This is a genomic window from Mariniflexile sp., assembly GCF_052728615.1.
The window spans coordinates 62,255-87,038 of record NZ_JBFVFE010000006.1; the positions used below are offsets into that span (position 1 = coordinate 62,255).

Genomic DNA, 24,784 nt, shown 5'->3' on the forward strand with positions numbered 1-24,784 from the left:
TGAAATAAAAAGGGGCGTAGCCCTGTTATCTTTGTAAAATAAAACGATAACGAGCAAAAAAGATATAGTCCTCAAATCTAATAAACACGGTAAACACGTACACAATATGTTTTGTCAAAAAGATGTCAGGGCGAACGCCCCTAATTCATCTTCATGGCACATTTAGCTACAAAGACTATAGGGCTAACGCCCCTAAGTCAAGCGCGCACTCCAATTTTTCAGTCGGCTAAATAGTTACAATATTTTAACCCTTGATTTGCATTATTTGAAAAAACATATTGTTTGGGTGTTTGGTGTTGGTAAAATCAAAAATCTATTTCAACTTCTAAACTCTAACTTGAAACCTTGAACCCTGAACTTGAAACTTTGAACTTTTTAAACTCACATACTTTGCGTATAATAATTATAATCCTTTAAAATAGTGTTTAGAAAATCGACATCATACAAATTCGATTCTATATTTAACACCGTGGTTACTTTATTTCTTAATAAGGTCAGGATTTTATAATCGTTGTTCTTTTTTGAAATGGTAAAGGCTTCCTTAATAATGCGCACATCTTTATCGGTAAGTAGGGTCACGTTATTAAAAACGGGTTGATAGTCTGTTTCTATATCTTCCAAAATAGTACTGGTAATTTTATGTTTCTTCTTTACGCTAATAACCACGGTACCTGCTGCGGCATCGCCCACCCGTTGTTTTTTATCGGATAATAAAATACTTAAAACCCCTATGGATGCAAAAAACAACCAAATATCAATGATGCGCAACATCCATCTAACCAACAGGTTATACCATTGGGTGGGTGCGCCATCCACACGAACCACTTTTATCTTCAATATCATTTTCCCAATGGTTTGTCCGCTAAAAAGGATGTGGCATAACAACGAATAAAAAAGTGCTGGCAACATAAGCAAGCCTAAAAACCCACGCCGGGTCCAATCATCGGTATCAAAAATTTCCGAAAGGGCCACCAAGTTTTCCATGATGGTTATGTAGGTAATTAAAATAAGGACATCGATTAAAAACGCGACAAACCGTTCGCCCAAACCAATTAGTTTGTAATCCACATTAACATTTTGTGCTGTGTTAATTGCTAAATTGCTCATTGAAATGTATATTCGTTCTTTATTAAAATAGTTTTATGCGCGAAGCATCTTTCGTCAAGCAAAATAAGGAAAAATGGATGGGTTTTGAAAGTGCGTTACACAATAATGCAAAAATAAATCCGGACGACTTAGCTTCTTACTACATCCATCTTACCAACGACCTGGCGTATGCGCAAACCTACTACCCAGAAAGTAAAACGTTGTTGTACCTAAACTCGTTAGCATTGGAGGCGCATCAAAAAATTTACATCACCAAAAGAGAATCGAAAAGCAAAATAGTATCGTTTTGGAAATATGAGTTTCCGCTGTTTTTCAGAAGCTATCAAAAAACATTGTTGTACACGTTTTTATTTTTTATGTCTGCCGTATCTATTGGAGCGATTTCAACGTTGAACGACGATTCGTTTGTCCGCTTGATTTTAGGTGATGGCTATGTAAACATGACCATTGAAAACATAGAAAAAGGCGAACCCATGGCGGTTTATAAAAGCGGTAGTAACATTGGGTCGTTTTTGGGCATTACCATAAACAACATTCGGGTGGGCATTATTGCCTTTGCATTTGGCGCGCTTTTTAGTGTGGGCACTATTTACATTCTTTTTAGTAACGGTATTATGTTGGGTGCTTTTATTGCATTTTTTTACAACTATGGCATTTTGGAAAAAACATCGACCATTTGGTTGCACGGCACTATTGAAATTTCGGTAATTGTAATTGCTGGTTGTGCCGGTTTGGTAATGGGAAACAGTTTTCTGTTCCCAAAAACCTATTCCCGACGCGTGGCATTTACCAAAGGTGCTAAAGACGGACTGAAAATTGTGGTAAGTACCATGCCGTTTTTTATAATCGCTGGTTTTATTGAAGGCTTTATTACCCGATACGGTGAACAGATGCCTAAAGTTTTATCGTATGGCATTATTGGGGGTTCGTTATTTTTAATCGTATTTTACTATATTATTTACCCCATCAAACTTCATAACGCTTACCAATCTGAAATTAAAAAAATCAATAAGTGAACAAAACCTATATAGAACTGCGCAACAGAAACGATTTTGGCGAAACCATAAACACCTATTTTCTGTTTCTTAAACAAAACTTTAAACATTACACCAGTTTGTACTTGCGCTACAATGCGGTGAGCATCATCCTTTTAATAGTAGGATCTTATCTGTTGGTTACCGGATTTATGGGGTTGGCAAGTAGGGACTTTAGGTTTGGAATGAACAACGATGGCGACCATACCATTTATCTAATTGCCGGTGCCATTGTTTTCGTGCTTATCTTATTTATTACCGCGCTTATTAACTATAGTTTTTCCAGTTCCTACATGGCAGAATATGTTGATAATGGTGGCCATGTAGCATCTAAAAATGTATGGCAGAACATTAAAAGGAATATGGGCACTATCATATTGTTCATTCTTTTGGGAATAGGTATTTATATTGGATATTTTATAGTTTCGATCATTTTCGCATTCATTCCACTTATAGGAATGCTGATTCAATACGGCCTTAGTTTTTTGTTGACCGCCTTTTTTGGGTTGTCCTTTATGTCCATTTTTTCAGGAAATAAAGGATTAAGTGATGCCCTTGCGGAAGGTTGGTCGTTTACCTTTTCCAGCTTTTTAAAGGTGATTCTTTTTGGCTTGGTAATTGGTATCTTAAATTTAATGATTACCATGCTGATTATTTCCATTCCTGGATTTATAATCGGCATTTACGTTTATTTTTCCTTGGAAAGTAATGTCGATTTAGTAACAAGCGTATTCGCCAATATGGTTTTCACATTAGGGTTCGCCCTATTTTTACTGGCTTTTATTTATAGTCAAGCGTTAACGCAAGTGGCTTACGGGGTTCTGTATTTCAATATATTTGAAGAAAAACATAATATATTTTTAAGAAACAAAATCGAGCAAATTGGTATTGATGAATAAAATAGCATACCATAATGCGTTGGTTTCTTTTGGCTTCTTTCTTAGCAATGCCTATTGTTTTTCACAAGATAGCATTAAAAAAGATTCGTCCCATATTAAGGTCACTTACTTTAAGGATGCCATTAAGGAACGCTATAAAGGCGACGACTTTAATTATTCCTTAAACGATACGGGGGGCATCAATTTATTGCAACGTATCTTGCAGAAATTTTTTGGTTGGCTAGGCGATATTTTTGGTTTCGATATCGATTTTATCAATTACCAAACCTTGGAATATATGGTGTATGGTTTTATGGGGGTTGCAACGCTTTACTTGATTATTAAATTTTTAATGGAATCGCCCATAAATTCGGTCTTTAAAACAGAAACACAAGATATTAACGATTTTAAATATGTTGAGGAAAATATCAAGGATGTTAATTTTGACCAGTTAATTGAAGCCGCTTTAAAAGACAACAACTACCGTTTGGCAACACGGTATCTGTACCTAAAATCCTTAAAAATGCTGACCAATAAAAATATTATTGAATGGCATTACGATAAAACCAATAGTGATTATATAAACGAGATTAAAGACGAAAACACGAAATCGGTTTTTAAGCGCATTTCCTATATATACGATTATGTTTGGTATGGCGAATTCCCTATAGATGAAGGTATTTACACAAAAAACAAATCCGCTTTTGAAAAACTAAACACCCTGCAGCATGGATAAAACCTCTAAAATAGCACTGTATGCCATTGGAGCGATTATCTTGTTGATGATGGCTGCAGAAATAACCAAGCCAAAAGCATTGAATTGGCGCGATTCCTATACGGCTACCGATAAAATCCCGTTAGGCTGTTATGTGCTTTTCAATGAATTAAAAGATTTTTCAAAAACACCCATAACCATTTCAAACAAGACCGCTTTTGAAGCTTTAAAGGATTTTAAAAGTGATGAAAAAACCGTATCTGTTTTTATAAATAATGTGGTTTCGTTTGATAAACAAGATTCGGAAGTGCTCCTTAAATATGTTGAACAAGGGAACTCGGTTTTTATAAGCAGCAACTATTTTTACGGCGTTTTAAGCGATACTTTGAACATAGAAACAGGTACCAATAACAGTCAATTATTCAAAAAGGCATCTTTAAACGGTTTTATCAGCCCACATTTAAAAAATAACGAACGCCAGTTTAAAGACGTTATAGAAAATAGTTTTTTTACCAGTTTAGATACATTAAATGCCGTTGCCTTGGGCACGACGAAAGTGGATAAAACCAAAAAATTGGTTAACGATACCATTCCAGATACCAATATTAATTACATAAAAGTATCTTTTGGAACAAATAACGGCGCATTTTATATGCACACCAACCCGTTTGCATTTACTAATTACCATCTATTGAACGGTAACGAAGCTTATGCTGCAACGGTGTTGTCTTTTTTGCCAAAACACCGCATTGTTTGGGATAATTATTATAAAAGCGGACGCAAAATAATTACGAGTCCATTGCGTTTTGTACTTCAAAACGAAGCCTTGAAATGGGCGTTCTACATCACTTTACTGGCACTCATTCTTTTTGTTATTTTTAGAGGAAAGCGCACCCAACGCATCATTCCCGTGGTTGAGCCTTTAAATAATGCCACCTTGGATTTTACCAAAACCATTGGCGATCTATATTACCAACATGGCGATTTCAGCAACATCATCACCAATAAAATTCAGTATTTTTTAGAACAAATACGGTTTAAATACTACTTAGATACGAATGAACTGAACGAAAATTTCATTTCCAAGTTAGCCATTAAATCATCCAATAAAAAACAAGACACCAAAGCCTTAATAGACTATATGGTGTATTTAAAATCGAAATCGAACCACACGGAAAACGATTTGATCCAACTTAACAAACTCATAGAATCATTCACAAAAAACAGCTTATAATGGAAGAACAAACTCCTGAAAACCAAGATATAAATTTTGAAAATAGAATCGATTTAAAACCGCTTCAAGACCATGTGGAAGCCATTAAAAAGGAAATCGGAAAAATAATAGTTGGGCAAAACGACATGATCGAACTGCTTATCATTTCCATACTTTCAAACGGGCATACCTTAATTGAAGGCGTTCCCGGGGTTGCCAAAACCATTACCGCAAAACTATTGGCAAAAACATTGGCAGTAGATTTTAGTAGAATCCAGTTCACCCCCGATTTAATGCCCAGTGATATTTTGGGAACCTCCATTTTTAATGTGAAAACCAATGAGTTTGAATATAAAAAAGGGCCTATTTTTTCAAATGTTATTTTAATTGATGAAATAAACCGGGCTCCAGCAAAAACACAAGCAGCACTTTTTGAGGTGATGGCAGAACGACAGATTACCATGGATGGTACCAAATATATCATGGAACCGCCTTTTTTAGTCTTTGCTACCCAAAACCCGATTGAACAAGAAGGCACCTACCGCTTGCCCGAAGCACAATTGGACCGTTTTCTGTTTAAAATTGATGTGGATTATCCCAATTTGGATGATGAAATCCAGATTTTAATGGAAAACCACCAACGACTGGATGTCATGGATTTTGATGCCGTTGTACCCGTTTTAAACGCTCAACAAATTGCTCATTATCAAAATCTTATAAAACAGATAGTCGTTGAAAACCATTTGATAACTTACATCGCTTCCATTGTGAACAACACGCGTACCAATGCCAATTTGTATTTGGGCGCGTCGCCAAGGGCGTCTATTGCGATACTGAATACAGCCAAATCCAACGCTGCCATTCATGGACGGGATTTTGTAACACCCGATGATATTAAACGCTGTACCAAAGCCGTTTTAAAACACCGTTTGGTTTTAACGCCAGAGCGTGAAATGGAAGGTTTTACGGTTGAAAAAGTGATCGATCAAATTCTGGAAACTATGGAGATTCCTAGGTAATGATGAATAAAAAACTACCTCGACCCAAGGGTATGAGTTATTAAAATTCCAAAAAGACAAAAACTAAATTCCAAAAAAAAAAAGAAAAACGAGGCAAGCCTCGGGGTAAATCCAAAAAAATGAATAAAAAATAAATTACATGTTTTTACAATCCTTTTGATATATGCAGTCCCTAAGGGACTGGATAATCAAGAGGTTGTATTGTTACCAATATTATATGCCTAAAGGCATAAAGAGGGAGTTTCATAACTAAAACAAGTCCTTGAGAATTGACTCCGAGAGGAGTCCGAACAAAAAATAGAAAAAGAGACTATTTCATGAGTTATGAGACAGCCTCATAAAGCCCCAGAGGGGCAAAATCTTGGTAGAAAGACAATTAGAAAATAAAGAAATGTCCCGTAGGGACAATATATGATTTGTATCGATATCTATGAAAAACAACATAACCATTCGTGAATTTCCCGAAAAAACGGGACAAGCTGTGGCAAAAAATAAACTCAACACATGAAACTTCCATAACGAACTCTCGGATACCCAAGGTAATGACAATATGGAAGAACCATGTGACCTTTAAAAACAAATAATATATACACATGAAACGCCTTTTTAAAAATATGTATTTGAATGTGCGCTTTTTTATAAGTGTCGGTTTTCTTGTGCTACTATTTATTCTAGCCTATATTTTTTCAGGCTTATTGGTCATTGCCCAAATGCTGTTTTTTGTTTTTGTGGGTTTATTGGTAGTCGATTTTATCTTGCTGTTCAAACAAAAAGGCATTTCAGCATCTCGAAACTTACCCGAAAAGCTGAGTAATGGCGATGATAATCCTATTGAAATTACCTTGCAAAATAATTACAATTTTGCGAGCAACATCAAACTTATAGATGAGCTGCCATTTCAATACCAAAAGCGCAACTTTGAAATAGACAGTAAATTAACCAAACAAGAACATAAAAAAATAACCTACACCTTGCGCCCTTTGGAACGCGGCGAATATTATTTTGGAAACTTAAACCTGTATGCTTCCAGTCCCATTGATTTAATTTCCAGACGTTTTCAATTTGGAAACGATGCGATGGTGCCCAATTATCCGTCGTTTTTACAGTTGAAAAAATACATGCTTTTGGCCTTTTCAAACAGGATTTTTGAATACGGATTAAAAAAGATTCGGCGTATTGGCCATACCATGGAGTTTGAGCAAATAAAAGACTATGTGCAAGGTGACGATTTGCGAAACATCAACTGGAAAGCCACCGCCAAAAGCAACCGATTGATGGTAAACCAATATCAAGATGAACGCTCGCAACCCGTTTACAGCGTGATCGATAAAGGTCGCGTCATGAAAATGCCTTTTGAAGGTTTGAGTTTGTTGGATTATGCCATAAACGCATCGTTGGTTATTAGCAATGTGGCTTTGAAAAAGCAGGATAAAGCAGGGATATTTTCATTCTCCAGAAAGGTGGAAAACCGTGTGGTGGCAGAACGCAGACCTTCACAAATGAACACCATTTTAGAAACATTGTACAATTTGAATACCGATTTTGTGGAATCGGACTTTTCAAGATTGTATATAGACGTAAAACGACATCTGAACCAGCGAAGCTTATTGCTATTGTACACCAATTTTGAAACTTTGGATGCCTTGTACAGACAATTGCCTTATTTAAAGGCCATTTCTAAAAATCATTTGTTGGTCGTTATTTTCTTTGAAAACACCGAGTTGCAAAAACTGACCCAAAAAAGTGCTACAAACACCTTTGAAATCTTCGAAAAAACCATTGCCGAAAAGTTTATTTACGAAAAAAAAATGATCGTGAACGAGCTTCAAAAACATGGTATCCAAAGCATCTTGACTGCTCCTGAACATTTAACAATTAATACTATTAACAAATACTTAGAGATTAAGGCAAGGGGGCTGCTCTAGGGTTCCAAGTTCCAAGTTCCGGGTTTCGAGTTCCAAGTTAAATTCCAAGTTCAAAAATCAAAAATCGTTAGTCGTTAATCGTTAATATAAAATGTTCAACGTTGTCAAGTTTCAAGTTCTGAATTGAACATTGAACTTTGAACCTACAATTTTAATTTATAATTAACAGCCATTACTATAAATTTTATTGATAGTTTTAATATTTTTACAGCTTATAATAGGACTATGACCATCACACAATTATCTTACGTATTGGCAGTTGCTGAAAACCAAAACTTTACCAAAGCAGCCGAAAAATGCTTTGTTACACAGCCTACTTTAAGTATGCAAATACAAAAATTGGAGGACGAACTTGATATTCTGATTTTTGATAGAAGTAAAAAACCCATTGAATTGACCGATGTAGGCGGAAAAATAGTAAATCAGGCCAGAAATATTGTCAATGAATCTTACCGAATCCAAGATATTGTGGACCAGCAAAAAGGTTTTATTGGTGGCGAATTTAAACTGGGCATCATCCCCACCATTATGCCCACGCTATTACCCATGTTCTTAAAGAATTTCATTAAAAAACATCCAAAAGTCAAACTTAAAATAGAAGAATTAACTACCGATGAAATCATTACCCGAATTAAAGACGGTCATTTAGATGCTGCCATTGCCGCTACGCCTTTAAAAGATGAAAATATAAAAGAACGGGTGCTTTACTTTGAGCCCTTTGTAAGTTATGTGCCTAAAAACCACAGGCTTTACTCTAACAAAAAAATTGATGTTTCTGATTTGGACATTAATGATATGCTACTTCTTGAAGAAGGCCATTGTTTTCGTGATGGCGTTATCAACTTGTGCAAAGCCTTTAAAAACAATCCGGATGACAAATTTCAAATAGAAAGTGGTAGCATTGAAACCTTGATAAAATTATCGAACGAAGGTTTAGGCATGACGCTTATACCTTATTTGCACACGTTGGACGTTAATGAGAAAGAAAAAGAAAATCTTCATAACTTTAATGAGCCTTCACCAGCTAGAGAGGTAAGCCTTATTTACCACAAAAGTGAATTGAAAATGCAAATTATTGAAGCTTTGCAAGATGTGATATCTGGAGTAATTCGGGGTGCCATTGCGTTTCAAGACGTGAAGATTATTAGTCCGTTACCTTCAAAATAAAAAAAAGCGACCAAAAATTTGGTCGCTTTTTTTATGGTTTTAAATAAATTAAACATTGATTTAACTCTGGTTTTTGCAGCACAAGAGAAAGAATAAATGATTTAAGCTCTTCTAACTCGTGTGGCAATAAACGTTGGACTGCCTTTTGTACTTCTCTGCAAAACAACGTAGCATCAAAACTAACTTTGTTGAGTACAATTTTGGTGTACTCAAGCATTGCTCTTGCCATGACTAATATTGGGTTTTGGTTAATAAATAATAATAGTAGATCTATTTTATAGGCTATAAATTTTTAATTTTTAAGCAATTAAATTTAGTGAAAAATTGCATGCTATTTTCTTTTTTAATTAAATTTAACAAAAAAATAAGGATAAGTGGCGCATCAAATCTTGGTTAACATCAGGTAATATGCTAAAAACAAGGATTAAGGGTCTGTATTTCACATTAAAATAAAAAAAGTTAATATATTTGTAATCAGTATATAAAATGTAAATTGTTAAAACCCTCAGTCTCTCACGCTTATGGTCTCTCACAAATATTTAGCAGTTCTTGCTATTGTTCTATTTTATAATTTTTGTTATTCCCAAACCGGTCCGGGTGGGGTTGGAAACAGCAGTTCGAATGGATTATGGTTAAGAGCCGACAACCTATCACTCGCCAATGGTGCAGCCATTAATAAGTGGTCTGACGTTTCTGGAAATAACAACCACGCCACAGCGATTGGCAGTGAACAGCCTATATATTCATCAACAAGCAGTTTAAATAATATGCCAACCGTTCGATTGGACGGTGTAAACGACCAAATGGTTATAAACGATGCGGCTATTTTGGATGGCACTGCGGGTATTACTTTTTTTTCAGTGATCAGACCTCGAAATCTGGATGGAAATCCCCGTGGTATTTTAGGCAAAAGAATAAACTTCAATACCAATGTAGACTACGCCTATACTTGGTTTTTTTATAATAACAACTATCTTACCGTGGATATTAACACCAATAACGATAGATTTGGGAGTTCTCCAACAGCTTTCTCCAATAACTCTAATTATATTCTACAATTGCATTATGATGGTTCTTTACCTTTTGCACAAAGATCAAAAATATATAGAGGGCAAATTTTAATAGCTCAATCATCAGAAACTTCAACTTCTCTAATAAATAGTGCCGCAAACTTAGTGATTGGTGCATTAAATTATAACTATGGCACTTATCTTGGTGCAGATATTACCGAATTGATACATTACAATTATGCGCTCAATAGTGCTCAACGGATAATAGTAAACAATTATTTATCGGCTAAATATAATATACCTCTAACTTCAGAAGATTATTATACACAAGATGACCCTGGCAACGGAAACTTCGACCATCATGTTGCTGGTATTGGTCAAGCAAATGATGGGACTAACCACACGGATTCTCGCGGCACAGGCATTGTTCGAATAAGTGCTCCAACTGCATTGGCCAATAATGAATTTTTATTTTGGGGTGAAGAAACCAAAAACCCCACTTATAATTTTTCAACAAATACTGTTAATTATACCGAGCAGCTAAATTCCAGATGGCGTGTTAATAGACAAGGAAACTTAGGGACCCTAACCGTATCGTTTGATATTAGTGGAATTGATTTATCTGGAATACAAACTTGTTCACAATTGCAATTGGTAGTGGATAATGATTATGATTTTTCTTCACCAGATGATGTTTACAACTTAACAATTGTTGGTACAACAGCCACTGCTTCAGGTGTAATATTCCACAATAACCGTTATTTCACATTACGCTACATAAACCAAATTGTATGGAACGGAACAAGCTTTTTTAATGGTTCGGGTGCCTCAAACGCTCCCAACAATACCACAGATGCTTGCTTCAAACTTCTTATAAAACCAGGTTCTCCAGCAAATTTAGCGGATAATACTTATGTTAAAGAGGTTGAAGTTGAAACTGGTGCCACTTTAAATGTAGCAGACGGCAAATTATTAACGGTAAAAAATCAATTGGTTATTAATGGCACAATCGATTTAATTGGCGAAGCGCAACTCATCCAAACCCATACGGGCTCTACCGCTAATTCTGGGAGCGGTAATTTAAAAATGAGGCAGCAAGGCACTTCCAATTTATTCAATTACAATTATTGGAGTGCGCCCGTTAACAGAGGTGGCTCTTGGCAAATTGGGTATTTAAAAGATGGTGCAGGCACGGTAAACTTTACAGCAAACGTCAACGCCAATGCAGCAACCTCGCCCATTACCCTAAGTAGCAGATGGCTTTATAATTTTAACGGACCAACCAATAATTATAATTCTTGGAACAAAATAACAACTACAACCAACTTATCTCCCGGAACGGGGTACACCATGAAAGGTTCTAGAGCTTTTATACTTCCTCCCCAAGAGCAAGAATATATTTTTGAAGGCACTCCCAATAATGGCGATTATACTTCACCAATTATAGCTGCTGGCAACGATTTTTTAACAGGAAATCCGTACCCTTCAGCCTTAAGTGCCAACCAATTTATTAATGATAATTTATCGGTTATTGATGGCACCTTATATTTTTGGGAACAGTTTGCAACCAACAATAGTCATTATTTAAAAGACTATGAAGGTGGGCATGCCATCTACAACTTAATGGGAATGGGTATACCTGCCACTGCCGATGCTTCTGGATTAACAAGTGGTAACGGGAGTACATCAAAACCGGCACCAACTCAATTTATAAATGTAGGGCAAGGGTTTTTTGTGACCATTCAAAATTCTGGATCTCTTGTTTTTAAAAATACGCAACGTGTATTTGCAAGGGAGTCCTTAAATGAAACCGTTTTTTTCAAATCCAGCACTAAAAACAAACAAGCCGCAGTTGAAGATACCAGAACTAAAATATGGTTTGCTTTTACCAAACTTAAAAGCTATAGCAAATTTATTGGACTTGGTTACGACAGTAACACGACCCATCAATATGACAATGGGTACGATGCGAAAGTTTTTGACCAATTAAAAAATGACTTGTATTGGTTGTTAGGGAATGATAAATTAGTGATTCAAGCGTTACCGGAAATAAACATACAAGATAATTTACCATTAGGAATTAAGATTTCGGAGGCTGGGTTATATACATTTTCAATTGATAAAATGCAATACGTTCCTGATGATTTAGATATTTATTTAAAGGACAATATTCAGAACATATACTATAATTTAAGAGAAGGGGAAGTAGCACTGTTTTTAAATAAGGAAACCAAAACCGATCAATTTTCCATTACATTCCAAAAAGAAACTTCATTGGGCACAACCCTGTTTGAAAGCAATCTATTTTATACCTCGTACAATTCAATTGCCAAAATTTTGGAGCTGCATACCAACGAACCTTTCAATACCATTGAAACCATAAAGATTTTTAATGTTATGGGGCAGGAAGTGGTGCATGTAAAATCGCCTAAATCCACCAATATGGACCTATCCCGATTATCCGATGGCATTTATGTGCTTCAGGTAATTTCGAAAACCGTTAATAATGTTACCAGTATAAAGTTTGTAAAATATTGATTGGTTTAAAATTTTTAACACCAGGTAATGGTTACACTGGTGGTAATTCATTTTTCATTCAAAATCCGAATTTGGTTTGCAGAATACCAACAAGAGAAATTCCAACAAATCAAAGCCCCATTCATCAACCTCCAGAAAGTTTGCTTTTATGCTTTAAAGTTTATTTTCTTGGAGTTGTGGCAGATTTAAACCAAGAATTTAGGAATAGAACAATGATGGTATATCCATCTCGCTTAACCAATTCGCAAAATGTATTTTTTAATTGGATTAGGAACGTAATATAACGTGAATAACGGATAAGAAAATTAAGATTGAATTTTTCTTTTCCCCCTCCCTAAAAGGTGTAAAAATTCCTGAAATATAGAAAATGTATCACCCTTTAGGGTTGGGAAAGGGACATTTTCGGCTCAATAGGGCTATCCTTTATTCACGTTAATATAAAGTTGGGTTAAAACTTCTGGAAAGTGATATGGCTAACTTAATTAACGGTGAAATATCGTCTGCGTCCTTATTCAGATAGGCTTCCAGATTTTTCATCAAGTCACTGATAGTATCAAAATTATCAGGGGGAGTATAAATTACTTCATTGGTCAAATCATTAACCAATGCTGTTTCGGGCAGCCTTCTAAGTCTGGCATTGTTTTCTTACAGTTCATTCTGAATGGAAATTATTCCGTTTGTATTAAGAAATCCCTTTTCTTTGATTAAGAGTGCACCCATCAGAAGGGCTTGCCTGTATCGTAAAACCTCTTTAGTTGTTACGTCAGGTTTGGCAGATTTGGTGTATAAAGCTTGATAAAGTTTGTCTTGAGTTGTAATCACATTTTCAATTCCAGAACTCGCTTGTGCCTCTTTTAAAATAACAGCATTGATGAGAATGTTCGGATTGGGCAATGTGTTCGTAAGTCCCTTTAATTCTGCCAAAGCAACTGCAGATTTACTTTCTTGTTTTAGAATAGCAATCGTCTCTACCAAAGATTGCTTTGGTGGTAGAAATGGTAAATCATTAAATGCTTTATTTAATTTTATAGCCATAGTCTAAATTAGATTGCATATTCAGCGATCCCGTTTGGTAATTTTTCGTCAACCCAATGCCAAATTCCAAAACGGTAAGTTCCTTTTTCCCAACAATAGAAATCTTGTTCAATTTCATCATCATTGTTTATTGGGATATCAGCAAACTCTTCCCACATTATTTCTAAATCAGCTATTGTCATTTTCTCTTATTCGCTTGTTGGCAGCTTTTTATATTCAATAGTGATACGCTATTTCCTTTCTTTTAATAAAGCTTTAATTAATGATACAAGATTGTTCAAGTCTCGATAATCCATTACTTCAATTGGGGAATGAGAATACCTCCCCGGCCATGACAATGGAATGGAAGGAATACCATAACCAAGAAATGCCTGACCATCCGTTCCACCTACAGTCATTCCGTATTGCACCTTTATTTTATTTTTGTCTGCAAGACTTTGAACCGTTTTCAAGTTTTCTCTGCTAATGAAATTTACACTTTCCAACACTCTAATTACTGCACCATTACCCAAAGGACAATTTGCAAAAGTCTCGTCTGGATAGGCATCATCTGATGAAACGTAGGTGTCTATAGGATAGACTGTTGTTGCGCTTTTGAGATTTTTAGCAGCAAATGTGGAACCAAACAAACCTGTTTCTTCTTCAACAGACCAAATAAAAGTGACTTTCTTGCTCAAGAGATCAGGATTTAAATCGGACAAACTCATAAGTAATACCGCACATCCCACTCGGTCATCGAACCCACGGGCGGCCGCTCTGTTTTCACTTAGGCGGATCATCTTTTTAGGCATAGTAACAGTCGTCGATCCTACTATTATTCCAGCTGCTGTAGCTTCGCTTTCTGAAGAAAATCCAGCATATACACTGAGTGGGTCTGATGATGCCCTTTTTAAAGTTGTTTTATAACCTGCTCTGGGTTCAAATACTCCGTGAATTGGATTTCCGTTAACATGAATCAGGGATGCTTGAGCTTCCCACGGCCATGGAAGCATCCTCCCTCTTTCCTGAAGTATTAATGTTCCATTGTCTTTAATAGAATCCACTACATACCCTGTCTCATCCATGTGGGCGACAAAAACTACATGCTCATCTCCTTGTCCGAAAGTTAGAATAATATTCCCCTTTGAATCTACAGTGGGTTTTGCCCATGGTGGCAATTTGCTCAAAATAAGTTCTCGCACTTTATTTTCATCGCCACTTACACCATACTGATCAATGAGCGAAGAAACTAACGCCTGCTCTTTCTTGAAGTTAGTATAAACAGGTGGATTATCTGTACTATTTACAAGTGGTAACTCCCCTTGTTTTTTCTCAATGTCAAAAATAGTTAACCAATGGTCAATCAAATTTTCTATATCAGAAATCGCAACTAATTCAACAGGTGTTTCCGGATATAAAGAAGGTAATCCATATTCATAAACCGCTTGATTTGTAAACTCTACTGTAGATGATGGCATTCTATATGAAGCGGTTGGTTTAACCGCTAATAAGTTTTTAGCATCTCTTTTCAAAAGTGCACTATTGACTACCAATTTATTACTGTTCACCTGATCAGAATCTAGAAATCTGTTAAACCGATAGATTTCATCAAATGGACCATAATTATTAATAACCGTTTCAATTCCCTTTGAATTAATTAATTCAAGCGCTGTCCAAGCAACAACAACTGTTCCTTCAATTTTATTTTGAGTTAAACTCTGTGCTACCATCGCCATTGCAATTGCAGCAGACTTGGTCTTAGCGGAATTAACGGCAATAAAAGTATTCCCTATAATCACAGGCTTTTTATTCAGGGTTACTGGATCTAACAATTGAATTCCTTTTTGACCGACACCTAACGCTGAAGATTCCCCTAAGTCTAGTCGGGCTTCCTGCCATTGGAAAGTCCCTTTTTCATATTCCGGTGTTGTTCTTGTCCCTTCAAAATGTGCAGAGGGTACGGTAGAGACACCAACTGCAGAACCCTTTTCAGTACTTATATTGACTTCATGCCCTTGTAAAAACTGATGATACAAATTGCCATTATGTCCAGATCCTATCGGGTAGATTTTTAGATAGCCATCTTCTTGAATTTCGCTCACAACATAACCTGGTTCATCCAAAGGAACCGTAAGCAATCGTCTTGGTTCACCACTGCCGATGGTGAGGATTAGATTTCCTAATTTATCTTTCTCCATGGGAGCATTTTGAAACAAAGATTGAATGTAGGAAGCTGCCTGTTCTTCTCTTCCTGTTACCGATGAGGTTTTAGAAAATTCGATAAGATGATCGACTAAACTTGTATTTCCTCCATTCTTTTGTGCCAAAGCAAGTTGAGAACTAAAAACCAATGCTATAAAGTAGAATGTCGTGAATTTCATTTGGTCTATTTATTTTTTAAAAATTCTGACTAACGTGTTTGTGCATTAAAAGTTGCGTGTTTGTGCTCAGCGATTATCCTTAGGAAAATCGGAAGCGAGCAAACACAAAACCAACTTTTGATTAAGCTAAAATAGCAATTTTTCATAGAATACGGTGTTGTGTGTGTTTTTTCTATCCGCCCTTTTTGTATTTTTCACGTCAGAGTAAAATCAGACGTAATGGTTTTCTAAAAGTCCAATTTAATAATTTCCACTTAAATTTCTTTGAGGTTTTCCGCTCCCGAAACAGCGGTCATTTCAGTGCAATATTTTCATTTATTTTTGATTTCTTCAGTGAACAAACCTTTTCGGACTTGCACTTAAACAGCAAAAAAAAACTCCATGCCTAAGACTGGGAGGCGATTTCGTTTCACTTTTTTCCGTCAGAGTTTACTTCGTGGTAATGTTTTTCCTTTTGATTTTTCATTTCGCAACATTTTCAGGATACCCTATGTACAGGGGTTTTTAAACGATTTTAGATGCTTTTTAATGCAAGGTTGTTTGCTCCTTTATGCATATTTCCAGTATTCGTAACACATTTTTTGGGAATAAAATGAAATTTCCGCAATTAAAAAAATACGCCTTTGAGAAAAGAACCATTAAAATGGCTCAAAATGCGGATACGGGCACATTGAAATTCTGTAAAAAATGGTTTTTTGTTATAAATTTACTCTCCAAGGAAACCCTATTTACAACCCATAATAAACAGATTGCTTCGGTCATGCTTCCCCACCATTGACGGTTCATCTCAAAAAATTAACAGATTGCTTCGTTGGTTGCAATGACATTCAAAATACTTTTCTTACTTTTAAAATGTAAAAATCAATTATGCTAAAGAAAGTTTTTGGAAGTGCCGTTTTTGGGGTAGAAGCCACCACGGTTACCGTTGAAGTTAATACAGATACAGGTGTGGGCTACCATCTGGTCGGGTTGCCCGATAACGCCATAAAAGAAAGCAATTACCGTATTGCAGCAGCGCTTCAAAATAACGGTTATAGAATTCCCGGCAAAAAAATCATCATAAACATGTCGCCTGCCGATTTACGTAAAGAAGGTTCTGCCTACGATTTAACCTTGGCCATGGGAATTCTGGCATCAACCAAACAAATACAAGCAGAAGATTTAGAACGTTACATTATTATGGGCGAATTATCGCTCGATGGTACTTTGCAACCCATAAAAGGCGCATTGCCCATTGCGGTAAAAGCACGACAAGAAGGTTTTAAAGGCTTTATTTTACCATCCCAGAATGCCAGAGAAGCTGCCATTGTTGATAATTTGGAAGTTTACGGCATTGATAATATTAAGCAAGTCATTAATTTTTTTGATAAAGGAGAACCATTGGAACAAACCATTATAAATACTAGGGAAGAGTTTGAAAAAAATCTAGATTTTCCCGAACATGATTTTTCCGATGTCAAAGGACAAGAGGGCATAAAACGTTGTATGGAGATTGCAGCAGCGGGCGGGCATAATATTATTTTAATAGGGCCACCGGGTGCTGGAAAAACCATGCTGGCTAAACGCCTGCCCAGTATTTTACCTCCTATGACGCTCCATGAAGCTTTGGAAACCACAAAAATCCATTCCGTAGTGGGGCGTGTTAAGGAAACAGGTTTGATGGCGCAACGTCCGTTTCGAAGTCCACATCATACCATAAGCGATGTCGCATTAGTTGGTGGTGGCGCATTTCCGCAACCCGGGGAAATATCCTTATCGCATAATGGCGTTTTGTTTTTAGATGAATTGCCTGAATTTAAACGCGGTGTTTTAGAAGTATTGCGCCAGCCTTTGGAAGATCGGGAAGTGACTATCTCGCGTGCGAAGTTTACGGTAACCTATCCCTCATCATTTATGTTGGTTGCCAGTATGAACCCAAGCCCCGGAGGCTATTTTAACGACCCCAATGCACCTGTAACTTCAAGTCCCGCCGAAATGCAACGCTATTTAAGTAAAATTTCTGGACCTTTATTAGATAGGATTGATATCCATATTGAAGTTACGCCCGTACCTTTTGAAAAACTTTCTGAGGATAGAAAAGGAGAAACTTCGGTTGAAATCAGAAAACGTGTTACCACGGCCAGACACATACAAACCGACCGCTTTAAAGAATCTGATACTGTGCATTACAATGCGCAAATGAATACGAAGCAAATCAGAAAATATTGTGTGTTGGACGATGGGTCCAAGCAACTGTTAAAAACGGCCATGGAGCGTTTAAATTTATCCGCTCGTGCTTATGACAGAATCCTGAAAGTATCAAGAACCATTGCCGATTTAGAAGGCGTTGAAGAAGTAAATGGTTCACATATCAGTGAAGCCATTCAATACAGGAGTTTGGATAGAGAAGGTTGGTTGGGGTAGGTGGATTAGTTAGCCACTATTTTTTCAGTAAAAATCTTTCAGTTTATATAATGAGCGACCTTATTTTTTTATAAATATATTGGTATAGTACCATTTGCCTTCTGTGTTTACTTCGGCAGCAACATCAAAGTCTGTATAGTCGCCTTCTATAACAGCTCGGTGTCCATCACTTTTTAACCACGCTTTTACAACTGTTTGTGCAGAACTGTATCCATAAGCTACATTCTCAGACACTTTTTGAGCCCCTGCATTTGCCTTTAAATAATTACTTCTTTTAAAAAAATTGTCGTGAGACACTGCGTTATTATCCACCATATAATCCGTATGGCTAAATGCTACCGATTTAACCAAGGTCATATCAGTCAGTGCATTGAGCCCTAAAGATACTCTGTGGTTATTTATAAGTTCCAGTATCTCTATTTCAATGGTTTTGGTTTCTGGAGTGATTAGGCTTAGTTCAATCGCATCTGCTTTATCATCTAAGCTATCTGTGGTGCAAGAAAAGCATAGCATGGCCACTAATGCCAGCACAGGCAGTTTCATTAATAATTTCATAAGTAGGTAATTTTGATTTGGTTCTATAAATTTACCAGCCTACTAGTGAAGTAATTGTTAATTAAATGTTAAAATCGATTAAAGGTGTGCTTTTTGTCGATATTTATTGTATTTAATCGTTTAGGTGTCGATGTAAAAATAATAATTACCGTGTTTAACCTATTTACTAAGGAGCTAATCGTTGCATGTCCCAGTTATAATCCGGTTGAAGTTTATACCTAATTCTATCGTGCAGTCTATTGGGCCGCCCTTGCCAAAATTCCATTTCAATGGGCTTTACAATGTAGCCTCCCCAATTTAAAGGTCTTGGAATCTCTTTTCCTTCGTATTCCTTTTCAAGCTGAGCCAATTTTTGCTCTAAATAAGCTCTATCTTTTACCACCTCACTTTGGTTTGAAACCACTGCACCCAATTGGCTACCTCGCGGTCGCGATTCAAAATAACCATCGCTTAAGTTTTCAGCTATTTTTTCAGCCTTACCTTTTATTATGATTTGACGTTCGGCACTATGCCAAAAAAACGACAAACAAACATTCGGGTTGTGCGCTATGGCTTTTCCTTTTTCACTATTGTAGTTGGTATAAAAAATAAAACCTTCAAAGGTAAATCGCTTTAGCAACACGACCCTATTTTTAGGATAGCCATCCAAACCCATAGTAGAAACAGTCATGGCATTGGTTTCATCTTCATTAAAATAGGTGTCCACCTCATAAAACCATTTTTGGAACAATTCCAAAGGGTTTTCGGGTATATCTTTTAGAAGAAGCTCGCTCTTTTCGTAAGATTTTCTATAATTGCCTAAATCTTTTTCCATACCCTACAAATTAACAAAAATTTAGTGTCATCTAATACTTAAAACTTATGTAAAGTTCTTAAATTTGCCGCCCCCTAAGAAAACAATCATGAAGTTTGAAGATTCCCAATATGTTGAATCAGTCCATTATAAAATAGAAATGCCCTTTGGTAATTTTTATTTATTGGATAAATTTTTTATTTCCGAATTAAATGAAGGCGTTCATTTTGATTGGGAAATGATTAAAAATATCATGGAGGAAGTGGTCGATTTTTATGGCGAAAATACTAAAATAGGCTACATATCCAATAGAGTAAATTCCTATTCCATGGATCCCCAAAATTGGATTGCAGTCCAAAACAAGTATAACATGTTTGTAGCAGGAGCCATTATATATTATAACAATATGACTTTTATGAATTCTTCCCTCGAAAAAAAATTTGCAAGCATAAGCGTAAAACGTTGTCTTTCTTTGGAGGAGGCGATTGGATGGATTTTGGGCTTAAAAGAGTTAAATTGAAATTTTTTACATCTCAATGTATAACCGTTTATATTAAAAAAAGCACTTAAAGCTACTTTGCTTAGTAATGCGAATCAAGTGTTGAAAAGATTAAAATCCATTACGATTTATAAGACAATATTAGGGGCGTTAGCCCTAAAATCATCGTAGATACAAACGTTAATTAAATTAAAGGGGCGTAGCCCTGTTATCTTCATAAAATAACAAGATAATGAACAAAAAAAGATATAGCCCTGAAATTCAATAAACATGGCAAACACGTTCACAATTATTTTATTAAAGATGTCAGGGCTAGCGCCCCTAATTCATCATCATGCCTCATTTTGCTACTAAGACTACAGGGCTAACGCCCCTAAGTAAAGCACGTAATCCAATTTTCAGTCGGCTGAGTAGTTACAATATTTTAACTCTTGATTCGCATAAGTAACAATATCTTATAAAGAATGTTACCTATTTCTTCAAATAAAAAATTTCTTTAAACCGACTATCCTCGAGGCTGTGCCATAGAGGTGTTTCGCAGGTTTCATTTTGGCCTTAGGACCAACGAAATTTTATATTTTGCCCCACCCAGAATTGCGAAAAGGCAATTCCGACCTCCCCAAAGGGGCGGTAAATTCGGAAACCCCGAGGTAGAACCGTCGGGGAATTATTTAGATTAAATGAAAATTCAGTTTTAAAAAAAAGCTGTATATTGTTCCATAATGAAGTTTGAAGAGTCTCAAAACCTATCAAAATTTATTCGCAAAAAAATAGAACTTGCTTTTGGAAAGTTTTTTATTTGCGACCATTTCGTGGTGGCGGAACTAAACCATGAAATTCATGTGGACTGGTTAATAATCCAAAAAATTGCCCACATGATCATTGATCAATATGGTACTTCGAGAAAAATTGGTTTTATATCGAATAAAGTGAATTCCTATTCCATAGATCCCTATGTTTGGATAACATTTAGTCAAGAATATGATTTTATTGAAGCGGCAGCCATTGTTTGGTACACGGATGCTGGTTTTATGAGCGCTACTTTAGAAAAAATGTTTTTAAAAAGTAGCGTGAAACTTTGCGAATCTTTAGAAGAGGCTGTTCATTGGATATCAAATCCTGAAGAATTCAGAAGTTAAAAGTCTTTCCGTCTTCGCATAATTCCACATTTTCAAAAACTTCCTGTGCTTCATCCTTAAAAGGATCCAACCCATCATACCGCGTAGAATAATGCCCCAACAATAAGATGCCCGCATTGGCTTTTTTTGCTATAATGGCTGCCTCTTTTGCGGTAGAATGTTTGGTTTTTTGGGCTAAATGCACATGTTTTTCTAAAAAAGTAGATTCGTGGTATAGCACATCTACATCCTTAATAATGGGTACAATAGCTTCTTTGTACATGGTGTCACTGCAAAAGGCATAACTTTTTGGTTTTAAACCAGGTTTGGTAACTGCATCGTTTTTAATAAGGACTCCATCATTATTTAAAACATCAAAACCCTGTGCCAGTTTTCTATAGTACGCTATATGTATGTGGGCATCTTCCACTAAACCCATGTCCAATTTACGGTTTCCTTCTTTTTCCTTAAACAGAAAACCATTGGTATAAACGCGATGGTTTAAAGGAATTGTAAATACTTCAACTTCTTCATCTTCAAAAATCAATTCTGAATTATTAGACGTTAATTCATGAAAAACAAGATTGTAATTGGTCCAAGAATCGGCCAATTTCATTTGAAGGGTTACCACTTCTTTGATGCCGACAGGGCCGTAAATATGCAGATCGGTTTCTCTAGTCAGTAACCTAAATGTAGATATTAAACCTACCAGGCCAAAAAAATGATCGCCATGTAAATGCGAAATAAATATATGTTTAATACGATTGAACTTAATTTTGTGCTTGCGCAATTCTACTTGGGTGCCTTCGCCACAATCAATTAAAAACATGTGGTTGTTAATCTCTAAAACTTGAGAAGTTGTATTGTTTAAAGCTCTTGGTGTGGCACTGTAGCATCCTAATATGGTAAGCTTCATCTATTGAGTTTATGGGTTTATGTGGTTTTTGAGGTTATGTGGTTATAAGTTTATGGGTTTATTGGTTTATGGGTTTATTAGGCTATGGGTTTATTAGGTTATTAGTTTATATGTTTAAGTCCTTTATAGTTTATTTAGTGGATAAACTCATAAGCTCTTTTCATAAACTCATAAACTCCCTTTAAATTCCTAAATCGCGTTCCATTTCTTCCATTTCAATAATATCATAAGCTTCCTGAATGGTAGGAACCACCACGATTTCATCGGGTACACTATCCAAATCCATTTTATCTGAAACAATTACAAACGAATGCTTTGTTGCCCTATGTGTATTTGAAAGTTCAAGAAACTCGATAATGTCCTCTAAATTTATTTTTCTTAAAGAAGTTAAAGCAACAATAATGTTGTTATTTTTGAATTTAGGATATAACTCCTGTATTTTTTTAACCAACTCAACAACGGTTGCCTTCTCTTGTGTAATGATGGAAATGGTTCCATCTTGATCTATAATCATGCTTTACTGTTTTATTTTTGAAGCTAATAAATAAATGACCGCCATTCTGATAGCCACCCCATTTTGTACTTGTTCCAAAATAATGGATTGTTTGGAATCGGCCACATCACTGGTAATCTCTACCCCTCTATTGATGGGCCCCGGATGCATAATGGTAATTTCTTTATCCAAAGAATCCAGCAACTCTTTATTGACTCCAAATTGTTGCGTATATTCTCTGGTTGAAGGGAAATAATTAATATCCATACGTTCGTTTTGAACCCGAAGCATATTGGCTACATCGCACCAATTTAAGGCTTTTCGTAAATTTTTTTCAACTTTTACTCCAAGACTTTCAATGTATTTTGGCAATAAGGTTTTTGGTCCGCAAACCATCACTTCCGCTCCTTGGAGCTGTAATGCGAATATGTTTGAAAGAGCTACCCTACTATGTAAAATATCGCCAACAATGACCACTTTTTTTCCTTGCACGCCTCCCAACTTCTCTCTTATTGAATAAGAATCCAACAAGGCTTGTGTGGGGTGTTCGTGCGCACCATCGCCCGCATTGATAATGCTTGCTTTTACATGTTTTGACAAAAACACACCAGCGCCTGGATTTGGATGCCGCATAACCACCATATCTACTTTCATGGATAGGATGTTGTTTACGGTATCTATTAAGGTTTCTCCTTTTTTTACTGAAGATTGTGATGACGAAAAATTAAGTACATCGGCAGAGAGTCTTTTTTCAGCCAGTTCAAAAGATAATTTTGTTCTGGTGGAATTTTCAAAAAATAAATTGGCGATGGTAATATCTCTTAGCGAAGGCACTTTTTTGATGGGTCTGTTTATCACTTCTTTAAAATGATCGGCAGTTTCAAAAATAAGTTGAATATCTTGTTTGTTCAGATATTTGATTCCTAATAAGTGATTGACACTTAATTCGCTCATCTTTTTGGTTTAAAAGTTTATGGGTTTATTGTTTAAAAGTTTATTGTTTCAAGTTGATTACTTATTAAAAATAAACATTCATTGTTTCCATTCTCTATGGTCTATTATCTATATTCTATTTTCCTTCTTCCGTCTTCGGTCTTCGGTCAAAATTCATTTTTCAATTAAGTAAACGGAATCTTCATGATCGTTTTCTTTCCAGTTTACTTTTACTTTTTCATTATTTATCACATCTACTTGTCGTCCACGATAATTTGGTTGTATTGGCAAATGTCTGCTAAAACGTCTGTCAATAAGCGTTAAAAGTTCAATTTCATTGGGTCTTCCAAACGATTGAATAGCGGTTAAAGCGGCACGGATGCTTCGGCCTGTATATAACACATCATCAATAAAAACCACGTTTTTATCTTCGACTAAAAAATTAATTTTTGTGGTGTTGGCCTCTAACGGCTTTTCGCCTCTTCTAAAATCATCCCTAAAAAAAGTGATGTCCAGATGCCCTAAATGGATGTTTTTTACTTTATAATCCTCTCTTAATATTTTAGCAATTCTATCGGCTAAAAATATGCCGCGCGGTTGTAAACCAATGAGAACGGTGTTCGAGAAATCGTTATGTTTTTCAATAAGTTGACAAGCCAATCGGTGAAGAATGATGTTTACCTCTTTCTCGTTAAGTAAAACTTTTTGACCCATATACTATCCAAACGTGTTTGGTGTACAAATGTAATGGAAAATTTAAAAACTTACGTAATTTTTATAAAAAAGACTTCTGTCAGGTTTTCAAAGCATAAGTGTGTTCGGAAGTTGAAAATTTTTGATAAACCGTTCCCCTCCTTGGAGGTGCTAGGGGTGGGTTTTATGTTTTTTATCTCATTTACAAAATGGTTATATTAATTTACCCACCCCTAACCCCTCCCAAGAGGGGAATTAATCCGTTTTTAATTTCAAATTAAAGGTTTTTACCAACTATTTCATCCATTTTTTTGTCAATATTTTGTCTTCAGAACACTTATATTTTTAAAACCCGACAGGTCTGGAAATCTTAGGCATGA

Annotated in this window: 24 protein-coding genes; 13 read left to right on the top strand and 11 right to left on the bottom strand. The window is 35.9% G+C overall.

Going from position 1 to position 24,784, the window contains the following annotated elements; genetic code table 11:
* Positions 1 to 381: 381 nt before the first annotated feature.
* Positions 382 to 1,107, bottom strand: a complete 726-nt coding sequence (locus tag ACU1LP_RS04050; RefSeq protein WP_445735629.1) for an RDD family protein — start codon at positions 1,105 to 1,107, stop codon at positions 382 to 384.
* Positions 1,108 to 1,142: 35 nt separating this feature from the next.
* Between ACU1LP_RS04050 and ACU1LP_RS04055 the strand changes: the two genes are divergently transcribed.
* The 7 genes from ACU1LP_RS04055 (at position 1,143) to ACU1LP_RS04085 (ending at position 9,058) form a co-directional block, all read left to right on the top strand.
* Positions 1,143 to 2,123: a stage II sporulation protein M gene (locus ACU1LP_RS04055; RefSeq protein ID WP_445735630.1), complete on the top strand. Its 981-nt coding sequence runs from the start codon at positions 1,143 to 1,145 to the stop codon at positions 2,121 to 2,123.
* Positions 2,120 to 3,040, top strand: a complete 921-nt coding sequence (locus tag ACU1LP_RS04060; RefSeq protein ID WP_445735631.1) for a hypothetical protein — start codon at positions 2,120 to 2,122, stop codon at positions 3,038 to 3,040. Before ACU1LP_RS04055 ends, ACU1LP_RS04060 begins: the two co-directional genes overlap by 4 nt.
* The gene (locus ACU1LP_RS04065) at positions 3,033 to 3,755 is read left to right on the top strand and encodes a DUF4129 domain-containing protein (RefSeq protein ID WP_445730938.1); all 723 of its coding nucleotides are present in this window, start codon (positions 3,033 to 3,035) and stop codon (positions 3,753 to 3,755) included. The genes ACU1LP_RS04060 and ACU1LP_RS04065 overlap by 8 nt, the downstream gene beginning before the upstream one ends.
* Complete coding sequence (locus ACU1LP_RS04070) at positions 3,748 to 4,968, top strand: DUF4350 domain-containing protein (protein ID WP_445735632.1); 1,221 nt, start codon at positions 3,748 to 3,750, stop codon at positions 4,966 to 4,968. Before ACU1LP_RS04065 ends, ACU1LP_RS04070 begins: the two co-directional genes overlap by 8 nt.
* Complete coding sequence (locus ACU1LP_RS04075; protein ID WP_445735633.1) at positions 4,968 to 5,966, top strand: AAA family ATPase; 999 nt, start codon at positions 4,968 to 4,970, stop codon at positions 5,964 to 5,966. Before ACU1LP_RS04070 ends, ACU1LP_RS04075 begins: the two co-directional genes overlap by 1 nt.
* 593 nt (positions 5,967 to 6,559) lie before the next feature.
* Complete coding sequence (locus ACU1LP_RS04080; protein WP_445735634.1) at positions 6,560 to 7,891, top strand: DUF58 domain-containing protein; 1,332 nt, start codon at positions 6,560 to 6,562, stop codon at positions 7,889 to 7,891.
* Between the two features lie 225 nt (positions 7,892 to 8,116).
* The gene (locus ACU1LP_RS04085; protein ID WP_445735635.1) at positions 8,117 to 9,058 is read left to right on the top strand and encodes a hydrogen peroxide-inducible genes activator; all 942 of its coding nucleotides are present in this window, start codon (positions 8,117 to 8,119) and stop codon (positions 9,056 to 9,058) included.
* A gap of 31 nt (positions 9,059 to 9,089) precedes the next feature.
* Here the strand turns inward: ACU1LP_RS04085 and ACU1LP_RS04090 are convergent, their stop codons facing one another.
* A complete protein-coding gene (locus tag ACU1LP_RS04090) occupies positions 9,090 to 9,287 on the bottom strand; it encodes a hypothetical protein (protein ID WP_445735636.1) in 198 nt (65 codons plus the stop codon).
* A 292-nt stretch (positions 9,288 to 9,579) separates the two neighbouring features.
* Between ACU1LP_RS04090 and ACU1LP_RS04095 the strand changes: the two genes are divergently transcribed.
* Entirely contained in the window at positions 9,580 to 12,606 is a 3,027-nt protein-coding gene (locus ACU1LP_RS04095; protein ID WP_445735637.1) for a T9SS type A sorting domain-containing protein, read from the top strand.
* Positions 12,603 to 12,890, top strand: coding sequence for a hypothetical protein (locus ACU1LP_RS04100; RefSeq protein ID WP_445735638.1), 288 nt, complete (start codon positions 12,603 to 12,605; stop codon positions 12,888 to 12,890). Before ACU1LP_RS04095 ends, ACU1LP_RS04100 begins: the two co-directional genes overlap by 4 nt.
* 361 nt (positions 12,891 to 13,251) lie before the next feature.
* On the opposite strand, the gene ACU1LP_RS04105 is transcribed toward ACU1LP_RS04100, so the two are convergent.
* From ACU1LP_RS04105 to ACU1LP_RS04115, 3 genes are read right to left on the bottom strand one after another with little or no spacing between them, the layout of a single operon-like run.
* Positions 13,252 to 13,641: a Fic/DOC family N-terminal domain-containing protein gene (locus ACU1LP_RS04105; protein WP_445735639.1), complete on the bottom strand. Its 390-nt coding sequence runs from the start codon at positions 13,639 to 13,641 to the stop codon at positions 13,252 to 13,254.
* Between the two features lie 8 nt (positions 13,642 to 13,649).
* Positions 13,650 to 13,823: a hypothetical protein gene (locus ACU1LP_RS04110; protein WP_445735640.1), complete on the bottom strand. Its 174-nt coding sequence runs from the start codon at positions 13,821 to 13,823 to the stop codon at positions 13,650 to 13,652.
* Between the two features lie 48 nt (positions 13,824 to 13,871).
* Entirely contained in the window at positions 13,872 to 16,001 is a 2,130-nt protein-coding gene (locus ACU1LP_RS04115) for a M28 family peptidase (protein WP_445735641.1), read from the bottom strand.
* A 592-nt stretch (positions 16,002 to 16,593) separates the two neighbouring features.
* On the opposite strand from ACU1LP_RS04115, the gene ACU1LP_RS04120 reads away from it, so the two are divergent.
* Complete coding sequence (locus ACU1LP_RS04120) at positions 16,594 to 16,779, top strand: hypothetical protein (RefSeq protein WP_445730849.1); 186 nt, start codon at positions 16,594 to 16,596, stop codon at positions 16,777 to 16,779.
* A gap of 89 nt (positions 16,780 to 16,868) precedes the next feature.
* Complete coding sequence (locus tag ACU1LP_RS04125) at positions 16,869 to 18,404, top strand: YifB family Mg chelatase-like AAA ATPase (RefSeq protein WP_445730850.1); 1,536 nt, start codon at positions 16,869 to 16,871, stop codon at positions 18,402 to 18,404.
* A gap of 60 nt (positions 18,405 to 18,464) precedes the next feature.
* On the opposite strand, the gene ACU1LP_RS04130 is transcribed toward ACU1LP_RS04125, so the two are convergent.
* Together ACU1LP_RS04130 and pdxH are read right to left on the bottom strand one after the other, a co-directional pair.
* Positions 18,465 to 18,959 (bottom strand): CAP domain-containing protein, encoded by a 495-nt coding sequence (locus ACU1LP_RS04130; RefSeq protein ID WP_445730851.1) that lies wholly within the window; start codon positions 18,957 to 18,959, stop codon positions 18,465 to 18,467.
* A 166-nt stretch (positions 18,960 to 19,125) separates the two neighbouring features.
* Positions 19,126 to 19,773 (bottom strand): pyridoxamine 5'-phosphate oxidase, encoded by a 648-nt coding sequence (gene pdxH / locus ACU1LP_RS04135; protein ID WP_445730852.1) that lies wholly within the window; start codon positions 19,771 to 19,773, stop codon positions 19,126 to 19,128.
* An 88-nt stretch (positions 19,774 to 19,861) separates the two neighbouring features.
* Here pdxH and ACU1LP_RS04140 point away from each other — a divergent pair, with 88 nt between their 5' ends.
* Positions 19,862 to 20,272 carry a hypothetical protein gene (locus tag ACU1LP_RS04140; protein WP_445735642.1) on the top strand — a complete coding sequence of 137 codons (411 nt, stop codon included), beginning with the start codon at positions 19,862 to 19,864 and terminating at the stop codon, positions 20,270 to 20,272.
* Positions 20,273 to 20,973: 701 nt separating this feature from the next.
* Positions 20,974 to 21,390: a hypothetical protein gene (locus ACU1LP_RS04145; protein WP_445730854.1), complete on the top strand. Its 417-nt coding sequence runs from the start codon at positions 20,974 to 20,976 to the stop codon at positions 21,388 to 21,390.
* Here the strand turns inward: ACU1LP_RS04145 and ACU1LP_RS04150 are convergent.
* From ACU1LP_RS04150 to pyrR, 4 genes are all read right to left on the bottom strand, one after another.
* Entirely contained in the window at positions 21,380 to 22,285 is a 906-nt protein-coding gene (locus ACU1LP_RS04150) for a ribonuclease Z (RefSeq protein WP_445730855.1), read from the bottom strand. The two genes, ACU1LP_RS04145 and ACU1LP_RS04150, sit on opposite strands and share 11 nt — an antisense overlap.
* Before the next feature lie 181 nt (positions 22,286 to 22,466).
* Positions 22,467 to 22,799, bottom strand: a complete 333-nt coding sequence (locus ACU1LP_RS04155; RefSeq protein WP_445730856.1) for a ribonuclease Z — start codon at positions 22,797 to 22,799, stop codon at positions 22,467 to 22,469.
* Between the two features lie 3 nt (positions 22,800 to 22,802).
* A complete protein-coding gene (locus ACU1LP_RS04160) occupies positions 22,803 to 23,732 on the bottom strand; it encodes an aspartate carbamoyltransferase catalytic subunit (RefSeq protein ID WP_445730857.1) in 930 nt (309 codons plus the stop codon).
* 153 nt (positions 23,733 to 23,885) lie between these two features.
* Complete coding sequence (gene pyrR / locus ACU1LP_RS04165; RefSeq protein ID WP_445730858.1) at positions 23,886 to 24,425, bottom strand: bifunctional pyr operon transcriptional regulator/uracil phosphoribosyltransferase PyrR; 540 nt, start codon at positions 24,423 to 24,425, stop codon at positions 23,886 to 23,888.
* Positions 24,426 to 24,784 lie beyond the last annotated feature (359 nt).